The 13,446-nt window shown below is 57.7% G+C and carries 12 protein-coding genes and 2 rRNA genes (1 of these 14 running past the window's edge); 13 read left to right on the plus strand and 1 reads right to left on the minus strand.

Annotated features, from left to right (window positions below; translation table 11 throughout):
* The 6 genes from CBW65_RS08790 to CBW65_RS08815 form a co-directional block, all read left to right on the plus strand.
* Positions 1–341: ribosomal RNA gene (locus tag CBW65_RS08790) — 23S ribosomal RNA — on the plus strand; it begins 2,588 nt to the left of the window's first position.
* Between the two features lie 55 nt (positions 342–396).
* Positions 397–513, plus strand: a 5S ribosomal RNA gene (gene rrf / locus CBW65_RS08795).
* Between the two features lie 370 nt (positions 514–883).
* A complete protein-coding gene (gerQ, locus tag CBW65_RS08800) occupies positions 884–1,384 on the plus strand; it encodes a spore coat protein GerQ (protein WP_087456499.1) in 501 nt (166 codons plus the stop codon).
* 208 nt (positions 1,385–1,592) lie between these two features.
* Positions 1,593–3,590, plus strand: a complete 1,998-nt coding sequence (gene tkt, locus CBW65_RS08805) for a transketolase (protein WP_087456500.1) — start codon at positions 1,593–1,595, stop codon at positions 3,588–3,590.
* Between the two features lie 180 nt (positions 3,591–3,770).
* A complete protein-coding gene (locus CBW65_RS08810) occupies positions 3,771–4,214 on the plus strand; it encodes a cupredoxin domain-containing protein (RefSeq protein WP_087456501.1) in 444 nt (147 codons plus the stop codon).
* 144 nt (positions 4,215–4,358) lie between these two features.
* Complete coding sequence (locus CBW65_RS08815) at positions 4,359–5,150, plus strand: VanW family protein (RefSeq protein ID WP_157721841.1); 792 nt, start codon at positions 4,359–4,361, stop codon at positions 5,148–5,150.
* 37 nt (positions 5,151–5,187) lie between these two features.
* On the opposite strand, the gene CBW65_RS08820 is transcribed toward CBW65_RS08815, so the two are convergent.
* Positions 5,188–6,009 carry a GNAT family N-acetyltransferase gene (locus CBW65_RS08820; protein WP_087456503.1) on the minus strand — a complete coding sequence of 274 codons (822 nt, stop codon included), beginning with the start codon at positions 6,007–6,009 and terminating at the stop codon, positions 5,188–5,190.
* A 143-nt stretch (positions 6,010–6,152) separates the two neighbouring features.
* Here CBW65_RS08820 and argC point away from each other — a divergent pair, with 143 nt between their 5' ends.
* The 7 genes from argC to CBW65_RS08850 all read left to right on the plus strand — a co-directional run bounded on the left by argC (position 6,153) and on the right by CBW65_RS08850 (position 13,163).
* Positions 6,153–7,187, plus strand: coding sequence for an N-acetyl-gamma-glutamyl-phosphate reductase (gene argC, locus CBW65_RS08825; RefSeq protein ID WP_087456504.1), 1,035 nt, complete (start codon positions 6,153–6,155; stop codon positions 7,185–7,187).
* Positions 7,188–7,217: 30 nt separating this feature from the next.
* Positions 7,218–8,444 (plus strand): bifunctional glutamate N-acetyltransferase/amino-acid acetyltransferase ArgJ, encoded by a 1,227-nt coding sequence (gene argJ / locus CBW65_RS08830; RefSeq protein WP_087459170.1) that lies wholly within the window; start codon positions 7,218–7,220, stop codon positions 8,442–8,444.
* 12 nt (positions 8,445–8,456) lie between these two features.
* Positions 8,457–9,332: an acetylglutamate kinase gene (gene argB / locus CBW65_RS08835; RefSeq protein WP_232463468.1), complete on the plus strand. Its 876-nt coding sequence runs from the start codon at positions 8,457–8,459 to the stop codon at positions 9,330–9,332.
* An 18-nt stretch (positions 9,333–9,350) separates the two neighbouring features.
* On the plus strand, positions 9,351–10,514 hold the full coding sequence (locus tag CBW65_RS08840; RefSeq protein WP_232463469.1) for an aspartate aminotransferase family protein: 1,164 nt from the start codon (positions 9,351–9,353) through the stop codon (positions 10,512–10,514).
* A gap of 117 nt (positions 10,515–10,631) precedes the next feature.
* The gene (locus CBW65_RS24155) at positions 10,632–10,802 is read left to right on the plus strand and encodes a hypothetical protein (RefSeq protein ID WP_157721842.1); all 171 of its coding nucleotides are present in this window, start codon (positions 10,632–10,634) and stop codon (positions 10,800–10,802) included.
* Positions 10,803–11,175: 373 nt separating this feature from the next.
* A complete protein-coding gene (locus tag CBW65_RS08845) occupies positions 11,176–12,096 on the plus strand; it encodes a COX15/CtaA family protein (protein WP_087456505.1) in 921 nt (306 codons plus the stop codon).
* A gap of 89 nt (positions 12,097–12,185) precedes the next feature.
* The gene (locus tag CBW65_RS08850) at positions 12,186–13,163 is read left to right on the plus strand and encodes an NYN domain-containing protein (protein ID WP_087456506.1); all 978 of its coding nucleotides are present in this window, start codon (positions 12,186–12,188) and stop codon (positions 13,161–13,163) included.
* Positions 13,164–13,446: the final 283 nt, after the last annotated feature.

Here is a 13,446-nt window from a genome sequence, read left to right on the forward strand (position 1 = left end):
CATTAAAGCGGTACGCGAGCTGGGTTCAGAACGTCGTGAGACAGTTCGGTCCCTATCTGCCGTGGGCGCAGGAAGTTTGAGAGGAGTTGTCCTTAGTACGAGAGGACCGGGATGAACCGACCGCTGGTGTCCCAGTTGTGGTGCCAACCGCATCGCTGGGTAGCTATGTCGGGAAGGGATAAGCGCTGAAAGCATCTAAGCGCGAAGCCCACCTCAAGATAAGACTTCCCACACGGTCAACGTGGTAAGACCCCTTGTAGAAGACAAGGTTGATAGGCTGGAGGTGGAAGCGCCGTGAGGCGTGCAGCTGACCAGTACTAATCGGTCGAGGGCTTATCCTAAGTAAGTCCAACACTCACTATTACTCGCATCCAGTTTTCAGGGAACACGCACATGTCTAGTGGCAATGTCGTGGAGGTCACACCTGTTCCCATCCCGAACACAGAAGTTAAGCTCCACAGAGCCGATGGTACTTGAACCGCAGGGTCCTGGGAGAGTAGGACGTCGCTAGGCAAAGAGAAAGACCTGATCCATTTCGGATCGGGTCTTTCTTCATGTCTGACGAGAACATAGAAACAGTGCCGAGTTCGCAGCGGAGCGGAGAACCACCGTAGCGATAGCGGAGGTATGGTACTTGGACCGCAGGGTCCTGGGAGAGTAGGACGCCGCTTGGCAACGAAGAAACACGAAAAAGACTCGATCTTACGCAGATCGGGTCTTTTTTGTTGTCACAAAAACCCATAGACGGATATACCATGTAGGTGTAACGTTCGGGAGAACATTTGCTTCTAAAAGGAGATGAATGGTTTTGTACTACAATTGCTGTGATGATGAGTACCGGCAAATGAATCCATACGGCCAACAACAAGGTGGCCAGTCTTTGATGCAGCCGACATCGATGCCGATGTACCAGCCGGGCACTCAACTGGCGCAACCGGGGATGATGCAACAGCCGCTTCTGCAACAGCCAGGGATGGTGCAACAACCCGGCATGATGCAACCGGGCATGATGCAGCCCGGCATGACAGGCGCCGCACCCGGCGGTTTTCAAGTAGGCGCACTAGCGGTTGCCGAAGAATCCTATATTGAGAACATTCTCCGTTTCAACAAAGGAAAAGTCGGCACGTTCTACTATACGGTGGAAGGCAGCAAAGAATGGAACTCGGTCGTCTTCCGCGGCCGCGTCGAAACGGCAGGCCGTGACCATATCATTCTGAGCGATCCGAAGACGGGCCGCCGCTTCCTGCTCCTGATGGTCAACCTGAGCTGGGTGGAATTTGATGAGCCGATCAACTACCCGAACATTCCGGTGCCCCAACAGGTGCAGGCGGTCCTGACGTCCGGCGATATGCCGACCTTCCCGACCGCTCGCGAAGAAGAATAGCAAAACAAAAGGGCTCCCCGCTTAGCACAAGCGGCGGCGGCCCTTTTTCTTTACAGGGTATGGACACAATGTTAAACTGGCTGATGAGGAAAGAATCACCAAGCTAGCCTGCATGCCGGATACACATACTACGAGTACTTGCGTGTGCAGTCTGTGCATTTACATACCTACATCGTTACCTATTCAGGTTCAAGGAAGGGGTTTCCTAATGACTGCAAACATTGAGCAACTTGCAATCAACGCGATCCGCACGCTGTCGATCGACATGATCGAAAAGGCAAAATCCGGCCACCCGGGCTTGCCGATGGGCGCTGCGCCGATGACCTACGAACTGTGGACCAAACACCTCAAGCACAACCCGGCCAACCCGGAGTGGATCGACCGCGACCGCTTCGTTCTCTCCGCCGGCCACGGCTCCGCACTGCTGTACAGCATGCTGCATCTGACCGGCTACGGTCTGGAGCTCGAAGAACTGAAAAACTTCCGCCAGTGGGGCAGCAAAACGCCGGGCCATCCGGAATTTGGCCACACAGCGGGCGTCGAAGCGACCACCGGTCCGCTCGGACAAGGGATCGCGATGTCGGTCGGCATGGCGATGGCTGAAGCGCATCTGGCTGCCACCTACAACCGCGACGGCCACGAGATCATCAACCACTACACCTACGCGCTCTGCGGCGACGGCGACCTGATGGAAGGCGTGGCATCCGAAGCGATTTCCATGGCCGGCCACCTCGGCCTCGGCAAGCTCGTCGTGCTCTACGATTCGAACGACATCTCCCTCGACGGCCAGCTCTCCATGTCGTTCACCGAAAATGTCCAAAAGCGCTTCGAATCGATGGGCTGGCAGTACCTGCGCGTTGAGGACGGCACCGACATCGCTGCGATCGGCCAAGCGATCCGTGAAGCACAGGCTGACCACAACCACCCGGCCCTGATCGAGATCCGCACGATCATCGGCCACGGTTCCCCGAACCGCGCCGGCACCAACAAAGCACACGGTGCCCCGCTCGGCGAAGAAGAAGCACGCCTGACCAAAGAAGTCTACGGCTGGCCGCACGAGCCGTTCCACGTGCCGTCCGAAGTCAGCGCACACTTCAACAATGTCCAAGCAGAAGGCGGCAAAAAAGAAGCGGAATGGAACGAACGCTTCTCCCGCTATGAGCAGGCCCACCCGGAACTGGCGAAGCAGCTGAAGCAGGCGATGAAGCACGAACTGCCCCAAGGCTGGGACAAGGACATCCCGGTCTTCCAGCCGGACGCGCCGCAACTGGCAACCCGCGAAGCATCGGGCGCTGCCTTGAACGCGATCGCGAAAAACCTCCCGTCCCTCTTCGGCGGTTCGGCCGACCTGGCGGGTTCGAACAATACAACCTTGAAAGACTACCCGGTCTTCCATCAGGAAAACTACGCCGGCCGCAACATCTGGTTTGGCGTGCGTGAATTCGCGATGGCAGCGGCGATGAACGGCATGGCTCTGCACGGCGGCGTGCGTCCGTACGGCGGCACCTTCTTTGTCTTCTCCGACTACCTGCGCCCGGCCGTCCGTCTCTCCGCACTGATGAAACTGCCGGTGATCTACGTGCTGACCCATGACTCGATCGCAGTCGGCGAAGACGGCCCGACCCATGAGCCGGTCGAGCACCTCGCAGCGATGCGCGTCATCCCGGGTCTGGTCACCCTCCGCCCGGCCGATGTCAACGAAACGATGGAAGCGTACCGCTATGCTCTGTCGCAAAATGACACCCCGGTCGCGATGGTGCTGACCCGCCAAAAGCTGCCTGTGCTGACCGGCACCGCCGAAAAAGCGCGTGATGGTATCACCCGAGGCGCCTACATCCTCTCTGACGCGCCCAACGGCCAGCCGCAAGTGATCCTGATCGCCACCGGCTCCGAAGTCGCACTGGCGGTCAAAGCACAGCAAGCGCTCGCCGACAAAGGCATCGCCGCACGCGTCGTCTCCATGCCGAGCATGGAGCTGTTCAACAAGCAGTCCCGCGAATACAAAGACTCCGTGCTTCCGCCGTCCGTCAAGGCGCGCGTTGGCATCGAGATGGGCACCACCTTCGGCTGGGAGCGCTATGTTGGCGACAACGGCGTTGTGATCGGCATCGATACATTTGGCGCTTCGGCACCTGGTGACCGCGTGATTGCCGAGTATGGTTTTACCGTCGAAAACGTGATCGAAAACGTCAACAAAGTCCTGTAAAGAAACGCAAACACAACCGCAAATATTCTGTCAAAAAACCGCCTTCGCGCCAGTCGCGACGGCGGTTTTTCCACTTGTGATCCTCTTCACAAATCGTTCATTCTTGGTGTGCGAAATGTCATACTGAACACCCTCTAAAAGGTGTATGATGAGATTGTAAATAAAGGAGGCGTACGCAAAATGAAAAAATTTGCACTGATCGCTGCGACAGCTGTCGCATTCGGCATGATCATGACCGGTTGCGGTTCCGATGAGAAAGCAGCAGACAACACGAACAACACCCCTGAACAAACGAACTCTGGTTCTACCGATTCCAATACGAATACTGATACTGCGACCGGCAATGAGCAGGTTGTCAACGTAACCGCATCCAACTGGAAGTGGACGCTCGACAAGACCGAAGTCAAAGTCGGCCAACCGGTGAAACTCGTCGTAACCGGCAAAGAAGGTCTGCACGGCCTGACCGTGATGGGCGCAGACGCGAAGATCAAGAACGTCGCGCCGGGCAAAACCGAAACGGTTACCTTCACCCCGGACAAAGCGGGCGAACTGAAACTGGTCTGCACCGTTTCCTGCGGCACCGGCCACAGCACCATGTCGACCACCCTTAAAGTTGTAGAATAATTGCAGATATCGATCACTTAGCAGACAACCCATGCGATTTCAACCGCATGGGTTGTTTTATTTTGAACATTTGGCGAACGTCCTGTAACTTAGACATGCCCTTCCACGTCTTTCCATATAGTGATGGAGATGGAGGGGTGCAGGGTGAACAACAAGAGGAAAAAGCAGAAACTGTGGGTGCTGACAACCACAGTGACCAGCCTGGTTACGGCAGCTGTCGTAACCGGCGTGTATTGGCAGGCGGGAGGTTTTGCCAAACCGGTTGTGCAGCCGGCCGAAGCTGCTGCCACCGCTCCGCCGCAAAAGTCTGTCACCGTCCGACCGCAGCCGATTCCACCTCAATATGAAAAATTTGTCCCGGGCGAAAACGTGATCCCATCGCGGCAAGACAACCACACACAGCGCGAGGTCCACGACCAATATCAAGCATATCTGCAGCAACTGCCAAGTCAAAAAGGCGAACCTGTCGCCTCCTTTCAAACCTCGCTTGCCGGGCACAGCGCCGAAGGGCGGGTGAAAAACATCATCCTCGCCAACGACAAGCTCAATGGACGCATCCTGCTGCCGGGGGAGGAGCTCTCCTTCAACAACACGCTGGGCGACTCCAACGATCCCAGCGGCGGCTGGCAGTTGGCGACGGTGATCGTCGGCAAAAAATTTGAACAGGGCTACGGCGGCGGCATCTGCCAAGTATCGTCCACGCTGTACAATTCGGTGCTCGAGGCCGGGCTTGGCGTCGTTGAGCGCTACACGCACAGCTTGCCGGTCGGCTATGTTCAGCCGGGTCATGATGCGACCGTTTCCTATCCCGAACTTGATTTTCGATTTGTAAATACGTATGAGGCACCGGTCAAACTTCAAGCAACGATCATCGGCGGCATGGTGGTGTCGAAAATTTATCGACTGCCCGCTTTCCAGTACGTGCCGGCCAACTAAAAAAGCCGTCAGCAGCTCACAACTGCTGACGGCTTTTTTATTGCTTGATGAACACCAAGTCGCTAAACGCCACTCCCATGCCGGAGCGCAGCATGTTCCGCTGGCTGGAGCTGTTGTATGCCGCCTGGCCGACGACGAGGTCACAGCCCATGCGGGCCGCGTCCTGGATGCGCTGATAGATCAACGCCTGCTGCAAGCCCCGCCCGCGATATTCCGGGAGCGTGGCGGCGGCACAGAACGAGCCCATCCCGTCATGGAGGAACATCATCGCCACGCTCGCCGGAACTCCGTCCGCCGCAGCGATGTAGTAGTGATAGTCGGAGTTGTTCGCCGCGATCAGGCGGTTGTTATGGGCCAGCGAAGCTGCCCGCTCCGGAGCCAGCCCCATCGCTTGCGTATACAGCTCGGCAAACTGCTCGATCTCTTCAATCGTCAGCTTCTGCACGGTGATCCCGTCCGGCAGCGGCGGAATCTCTTCGGTCGCCAGCCCGTACATCGACGACGTGGCGAACTCTTCCACGACAAACCCATGCTCGGTCAGCGCCGCCAACAGATTAGGCGTGGCCAGCACCGGATTGGTCTTCACCCGGCAGACGACATCGTAAGCCGCGTAAAACTCGAGGATCTCCGGAAGCAGGTGCACATCCGCCTCGGTCAGACCGATCACCTTATTAAAAAATCCGGCCGGGGACTCTTTATAAATCAGCGCCGTTCCGCTCCCAAAACTTTTCAGCCCCACTCCGTCCCGTTTCGATGCGTCCGTCTGAAAGGCTTCCAAACGCTTGATCAGCCCCACATGCTCCGCAGACTCCACCCGCAACGCCAGCTCCGGCGTTGCGATCGGCAGCGTGCCGTTCATGCCGCTCACCCCTTTTTCAAGTCTTTTCTACCTCTTACATTAAAAGCCGGACCCGTCCCTTGTCAATCAACGTTTCGGTTGCGTACTTATACATATCTATGTATAATAATGCATATTGTGAAATCAAAACGAGGTGAAGAGGGATGAACGTTGCCGTAATCGGTGCGACCGGATATACAGGATTGGAAGTGGTGCGGCTGTTGATGCAGCACCCGGAGCTGAACGTGACGGCTGTCACGTCCGACTCGCAGGCAGGGGCGATGCTGACCGAGGTGTACCCGCACCTGCAAGGGCTGGTGCATGATCCGCTCCAGCGGGCTGATGCGCTCGAACTGGCAGCCCAGGCCGACCTGGCGTTTCTCGCCTTGCCGTCCGGGCTGTCCACCGCGCTGGTGCCCGACCTGCTCGCCGCCGGCCTGAAAGTGATCGACCTCGCAGGCGACCACCGGCTGTCCCAAGCGGACTATGCCGAGTGGTATCATAAAACGCCGCCGACCCACGAGGTCTTGAATCAGGCGATATACGGTCTGCCGGAATTTTATGCAGCCGAAATCGCACCGGCCCGCCTGATCGCCAATCCGGGCTGCTATCCGACGGCGACGCTTCTGTCCCTGCTTCCGCTCGTGCAGCACGGGCTGATCGACACCGAGTCCCTGATCGTCGACGCCAAATCGGGCGTATCCGGCGCCGGCAAAGCGTTGTCGCCGGGCACGCATTTTGCGGAAATCAATGAGAATTTCAAAGCCTACAAAGTCGGCGTCCACCAGCATATCCCGGAGATCGAAGGGGTGCTCACGAAGCAGCACGGGGCCAAAGTCACGCTGTCCTTCACGACACATCTCGTGCCGATGACGCGCGGGATCATGGCGACGTCTTATGCCAAGCTGACACAGGACCTGTCGACCGAAGAAGTGCTTGCCATCTATAAAGAGACCTACCAGAACCAGCCATTCGTCCGCATCCGTGCAAACGGGAGCATGCCGGCGACCAAAGACGTCAGCGCCAGCAACTTTTGCGACATCGGCCTGCGGGTCGATCCGCGCACGAGCCGCGTGACGGTGATCGGCGTGATCGACAACCTGATCAAAGGCGCGGCGGGGCAGGCGATCCAAAATGCCAATCTGCTCTGCGGCCTGCCGCAAACGACCGGCCTGCTACACGCGCCGGTCTATCTGTAACCAACCACAAGGGGGAACTGCAACGTGAACATGATGGTGAAAAAAGCCGCCTATACGGTACTGCCGAAAGGGTCGGTCACAGCCCCGCTTGGCTATCAGGCGGCCGGGCTGCATGCTGGGATCAAACGCAAGAAAAAGGATGTTGGGCTGCTCCTCTCCACGGTGCCGGCTGCCGCGGCCGGCGTTTTTACGATGAACACCGTGCGCGCCGCCTGCGTCACGCAAAATGAACAGCAGCTGCAAGCCATGCCGTACCTGCAGGCGATCGTCGTCAACTCCGGCAACGCCAACGCCTGCACCGGGGCGCAAGGCGATGCCGACGCCAAAGCGATGCAAAGCCACACCGCCGCCGAGCTTGGCCTGCCTTCTCATGCGGTCGCCATCGCGTCGACCGGCGTGATCGGGGTGCCGATGCCGATGGAGACGCTGAAGCAAGGCATCACCCAAGCTGCCGGAGGGGTATCGGAGGCAGGCGGCGATGATTTTTCCGAAGCGATGCTGACCACCGACACCTGCCTCAAGCAGATCGCCGTGCAGCTGACCATCGACGGCAAGACGGTGACGATCGGCGGCGCTGCCAAAGGGTCGGGGATGATCCACCCGAACATGGCGACGATGCTCGCCTTCGTGACCACCGATGCAAAAGTTGATCCGGCCGCGCTCCAGACCCTGCTGCGCCAGACGACCGACCAGACTTACAACTGCATCACCGTCGACGGCGACACATCGACCAACGACATGGTGCTGGTGCTGGCCAACGGCTTGGCCGACAATCACACCTTGACCCCGGCGCATCCGGACTGGGCCGATTTTGCCGCCGCTTTCCGCCATGTCTCGGAAAAGCTCGCCAAAGACATCGCCCGCGACGGCGAAGGCGCGACGAAGCTGGTCGAGGTGCATGTCAAGGGAGCGGTCAGCGTCAGCGTTGCCACGCAGGCAGCGAAAAAAGTCGTCGGCTCCTCCCTGGTCAAAACGGCCGTCTTTGGCGCAGATGCCAACTGGGGGCGCATCCTCGCGGCGGTTGGCTATTCGGGCATCCCGTTTGATGCTGGCCGCGTGAACATCTGGCTCGGTGACGTGCCCGTGGCGCAAAACGGCATGGGGCTGTCCTTCGATGAAGAGGCGGCCAAAGCGCATTTGCTCGGCGACACCGTGCAGATCACCGTCGACCTCAACCTCGGCGATGCGTCGGCCACGGCGTACGGCTGCGACTTGACCTACGACTATGTGCGCATCAACGCGAGCTACCGGACGTAAGGGGGAGCGGACATGATGACGATGACTCAGACAGAAACCCTGACGCCTGCTGAAAAAGCGCACGTTCTGCTCGAAGCGTTACCATACATTCAGAAGTTTGCCGGAAAGATCGTCGTGATCAAATACGGCGGTTCCTCGATCGAGCCGGACAGCGGCGAGATCGACCCGGTGATCCTCGACATCATCTGGCTGAAGCAGGTCGGCCTGTATCCGGTCGTTGTGCACGGCGGGGGCAAAGCGATCAACCGGCTGTTGGAGCGGCTTGGGCATCAGGCGCAGTTTATCGACGGGCTGCGGGTGACCGATGAGCCGACGCTGGAAGCGGTGGAGATGGTGCTGGGCGGCCTCGTCAACCAGCAGCTCGTCGCGGCCTTTCACGCGGGCGGCTGCAAAGCGGTCGGGCTGACCGGCGTCGACGGCGGCCTGCTCGCCGCCCAGAAGATCACACATGAAAAAGGCGACTTGGGGCGCGTCGGCGAGGTGATGGCGGTCCATGCCGAGCCGATTCATGCGCTGCTGCAAAACGGCTTTTTGCCGGTGATCGCGCCGCTGGGCTGTGACGAGCAGGGCGCGCGCTACAACATCAACGCGGACAGCGCGGCAGGCGCGATTGCCGCGGCGCTGGGCGCGGAAAAGCTAATTTTGCTGACCGATGTGCCCGGCATTTTACAAGCGGGCGAACTGATCAACCAAGTGACGCCGGAGGAAGTGGATGCGCTGCTCGCCGACGGCACGATCCAAGGCGGCATGGTGCCAAAAGTCGAAGCCTGCCTTGCCGCCCTGCATGGCGGTGCGCAGCAAGTGCACATTTTGAACGGCAAAGAACCGCATGCGCTGCTCCTGGAGATCTTCACGGAGCGCGGCGTCGGCACGCTGGTACACCGTTAGAAGAGGGGGATGACAGAGATGACCAGCCTGATGAACAACTATGCCCGGCTGCCGGTCGCGTTTGCCAGAGGGGCAGGGAGCAAGCTGTGGGATACGGAGGGGCGCGAGTATCTTGACTTCACCAGCGGCATCGCCGTGACCAACCTCGGCCATGCCCATCCGAAAGTGACGGCCGCCCTGCAGGAGCAGGCCGGGATGCTTTTGCACACGTCCAATCTGTATGAGATTCCCTTGCAGGAGCAGGTGGCGGGCAAACTCGCCGAGCTGTCGGGGCTGCCCAAAGCGTTTTTTTGCAACTCGGGGGCGGAGGCGAACGAAGCGGCGATCAAGTTGGCCCGCCGCTACAGCCAGTTAAAGCACGGGGCAGAGAAGTTTGAGATCCTCACCTTGCACGACTCGTTCCACGGACGGACGCTGGCGACGGTGACCGCGACGTGCAAGCCGAAGTTTCAGGAAGGATTTGCGCCGCTGATGCCGGGCTTTACGTATGTGGAAAAAGAGCTGGGCAAGATCGAAGCGGCGATTGGGGCGCACACCTGCGCCATTTTGGTGGAGCCGGTGCAAGGCGAAGGCGGCGTGCTGCCGCTGGGGGCGGAGTTCCTGCAGGGGCTGCGCGAGCTGTGTGACGCCAAAGGGATCTTGCTGCTGTTCGATGAGGTGCAGACGGGGATCGGACGCACGGGGCAGATGTTTGGTTTCCAATCCGCCGGGGTGCTGCCCGACATCATCACGCTGGCCAAAGGGCTTGGCAACGGCGTGCCGGTTGGCGCGATGCTGGCTAAGGAAGAGGTGGCTGCGGCGTTTACGCCGGGCACGCACGGGTCGACATTTGGCGGCAATCCGCTGGCGATGGCGGCCGCTCTGGCCGTGCTGACGGCGATTGAGGAGGAAGAGCTCTTGTCCCATGCTGTGCAGATGGGCGAGGAACTGCAGGGCCGTCTGCAGCGGCTGATAGAGAAGTATCCGTTCATCATCGGCGTGCGCGGACAAGGCTTGCTGCAAGGGCTCGTGTTCGACCGCCCGGTAGCGCCGCTGGTCAGCAAGTGCCTCGACCACGGCCTGCTGGTGCTGTCGGCCGGGGAGCACACCTTGCGCCTGCTGCCGCCGCTGATCGTCACGTCGGCCGAGCTGCATCTGGGGGTTACGTTGCTGGAGGAAGCAATAAAAGAAACTAGTGCCTGAGAGCGCTCGTTTTTTTATATAGTGGTGTCGTTCTGCAACAGGCATAATCGAATTTTCCCACTCATATACATGAAAAGTAGCAGCAAGCTCGGGTGATGTACAGAAAGGAGATGGGGTATGGTACGCGCGGGCAATCTGTTTCTCATGTTCGCCACGTTGATCCTGATCAACCTCGTCTTGAGCGACTTTGGTGTGTCCTGGTGGGTGCGCGTGTTGCTCGGCACGTTGATCTTTGCGCTGCTCAGTCCGTTCATCCGCATCCGCGACCGAAAACAAGAGCAAAAATAAGCTGGACAAAATAGGCAGGCGCCGCCACCGATTTCCCTCCCGCGCCATAGGATAACGTATCACCAGCGGAAAGGGGGAAACAACGATGTACGGAGTCTTTGGCGCATACACGCATTGGGCGGTTGTGTTTCTGATCATCTTCGTTCTGTTCTTCCTGTTCGTACCGGTGGGCGGTCAAGAAGGACACGGGCATCAAGGCTGCTAACCCGGCCACACATGTCCACAACAGGAAAAAGCCGTCAGCTCTTCGGAGTTGGCGGCTTTTTTGTCATCGGATATACATAATTCCCAGCGATAACGGTCTTGTCTCAGCGTGGGTTGTACTTTATGTTAAGAAGAGAGTTTCTGTTTCGCAGAAAGAGGGATTCCTTCAATGAGTACGAAAAGTACGCAATGGCTGAAAGTGTTAGCCTATGTCGCGACGATCATCATGTTTTTGGTCATGATCGCAGGGTCATTGGTAACGAAAACGGAGTCGGGCATGGGATGCGGCAACACATGGCCGCTGTGCAACGGCAAGTGGGTGCCGGAATACACGATCTCGTCGATGATCGAATACATGCACCGCATGATCACCGGTGTGGCAGGCGTTGTGGTGCTGTTGTTCTCGCTCCTCGCCTGGTGGAAAAACAAAGGCAACAAGGAAGTCCGCAATCTCGCCCTGTTCGGCATTTTCTTCATCATGGTTGAATCGGCGCTTGGCGCTGCTGCTGTCATCAAACCGCAGTCGTCGCCGGTGCTGGCGCTGCACTTCGGGTTCTCCTTGCTGGCGTTTACCGGCGTGCTGCTGCTGACGATCTGCATTTTGCAGCAGAACCGTTCGCAGAGCCTGATCCAGACGGCCGTGTCGAACGGCTACCGGCTGTACGCGTGGTTCGTCGCGCTGTTTGCTTACGGAGTGGTCTACCTCGGCGCCTATGTCCGCCACACCGGCGCGAGCGTGGCTTGCCCGAGCTGGCCATTGTGCCAGGAAGGCGTGCTGATCCCGGAGCTGCAGGGTCTGGTCGCCGTGCATTTTGTGCACCGCCTCGGGGCGCTGACCTTGTTCATTTTGGTGACGATCCTGTTTGTTTTGACGCTCAAGCGCTACAAGAACACGCGCCGCGATCTGTATGTCGCAAGCATTCTGGTGTTTGTGCTGATCACAGCTCAAGTGATCTCCGGCGGATTCGTGGTGCTCAAGCAGCTGCATCTGTATGCGACCTTGACCCACTCGGCGATCATTACCTGTCTGTTCGGGACGCTGTGTTATCTCTGTGTGCAGACGCTGAAAAAGCCGCGTAAAAACGCGTAAAAGAGGCTGTCTTGTGACAGCTTCTTTTTTTATGAAGGAAGTATTGAGTTGCTGTTGAAATTGTTTCTCAGGAAGAAGGAGGGAGAACTTTGCTGGATAACTTGCAAGCGAATGGCCTGATCGTGACGGAGCCGAACGGCGCCCGCCGCCGCCCGACTCCGACGGAGATGGTGAACATGCTGGCCGAGACGATCGGCGAGACGGCGATGAAGTCGGAGAAAGTCTGGGCGAAGCACAGCCAGCTGGAAAATGTCGCGATCTATGTCGATTATGACAACGTTTACTGGACGCTGAAGAACAGCTATCTCCACGACCCGGATGACAAGAACTTAGAGAAAAACTTGTTCACCCAGCTGTGGAACACGTACGACCGCGACAATGTGCGCGTGTTTAAGGCGTTTGGCGACTTCGAGCAGATCGCCTGCGACATGACATCGCTGCAGAAAAAGCGCATTCAGCTGCGCCACGTCTACGCCAACGGCAAGAAAGACGAACACCGCAAAAACGCGTCCGACATCGAGCTTTGCCTCGACGCGATCGAAACGACGTACACCGACCCGAACATCTCCTGCTACGTGTTTGTCACGGCGGACAGCGACATGATCCCGATCATGAGCCGCTTGATGTACAAGGGGAAACATGTCGAATTGTACTATGTGCCAAGCGCCGCTTCCAAACATTACGACATCACCTCCTATGCGCACCGCGCGGTCGACCTGCTGGAGTTCCTGAACATTCAAGTCAAGGAATACAACATCGAAGACTACATCATCGGCGCGTTGGAGTTTATCGAGAACTGGGAGCGCAAATTCCAGGAGAACCCGGAAGTGTTCCTCGGCCGTTCCTGGCTGTTCATGAAGCTGCGCGAAGTGCTGGCGATCCCGGAGAGCGCGTGCAGCCAATTGTTAGAGTTTTTGGAAACCAACGAGTATATCCTGCTCGACAACAAGAAATACTATGACAAGATCAAAGACGAACACACGATGAAAAAGAGCTACCGTCTCGCCAAAAAAGGCATTCAGTGCCTCAAAGAGTCGAACAAGGAATCGGCGGCTGCGAAGCAATAAGCGCGTTTTCATGAAGTTTTTGTCGAAATGCGTTTGACAAATTTCTCACTCCACTGTAATATATAGACATAGCAATGAGTTATCTGCTACAACATCGATTCGCTATGTGTCTATACGCTAAATATGATTCGCTATTATCAAAGACAGGAGCCAGATGGCTCCTGTCTTTTTTTGTCTACTCTTGTCTGTCAGAATTAGTAAGAATTAGTCTAATAGTCCCACGCCGCTCATAGGCTTATCTATGGTAAAATATACAAAACTAGTAGATTCGCAATGAGGGTTG

Source organism: Tumebacillus avium, from assembly GCF_002162355.1.
GTDB lineage: Bacteria > Bacillota > Bacilli > Tumebacillales > Tumebacillaceae > Tumebacillus_A > Tumebacillus_A avium.

What these genes read in the sequence shown, in the direction of transcription:
- argJ (WP_087459170.1), top strand. Translation starts at nt 7,218, where the DNA reads ATGATGGTGAAAAAAGCCGCCTATACGGTACTGCCGAAAGGGTCGGTC.
- CBW65_RS08845 (WP_087456505.1), top strand. Translation starts at nt 11,176, where the DNA reads ATGAGTACGAAAAGTACGCAATGGCTGAAAGTGTTAGCCTATGTCGCG.
- argC (WP_087456504.1), top strand. Translation starts at nt 6,153, where the DNA reads ATGAACGTTGCCGTAATCGGTGCGACCGGATATACAGGATTGGAAGTG.
- CBW65_RS08840 (WP_232463469.1), top strand. Translation starts at nt 9,351, where the DNA reads ATGACCAGCCTGATGAACAACTATGCCCGGCTGCCGGTCGCGTTTGCC.
- argB (WP_232463468.1), top strand. Translation starts at nt 8,457, where the DNA reads ATGATGACGATGACTCAGACAGAAACCCTGACGCCTGCTGAAAAAGCG.
- gerQ (WP_087456499.1), top strand. Translation starts at nt 884, where the DNA reads ATGCAGCCGACATCGATGCCGATGTACCAGCCGGGCACTCAACTGGCG.
- CBW65_RS08820 (WP_087456503.1), bottom strand. Translation starts at nt 6,009, where the DNA reads ATGAACGGCACGCTGCCGATCGCAACGCCGGAGCTGGCGTTGCGGGTG.
- CBW65_RS08810 (WP_087456501.1), top strand. Translation starts at nt 3,771, where the DNA reads ATGAAAAAATTTGCACTGATCGCTGCGACAGCTGTCGCATTCGGCATG.
- CBW65_RS24155 (WP_157721842.1), top strand. Translation starts at nt 10,632, where the DNA reads ATGGTACGCGCGGGCAATCTGTTTCTCATGTTCGCCACGTTGATCCTG.
- tkt (WP_087456500.1), top strand. Translation starts at nt 1,593, where the DNA reads ATGACTGCAAACATTGAGCAACTTGCAATCAACGCGATCCGCACGCTG.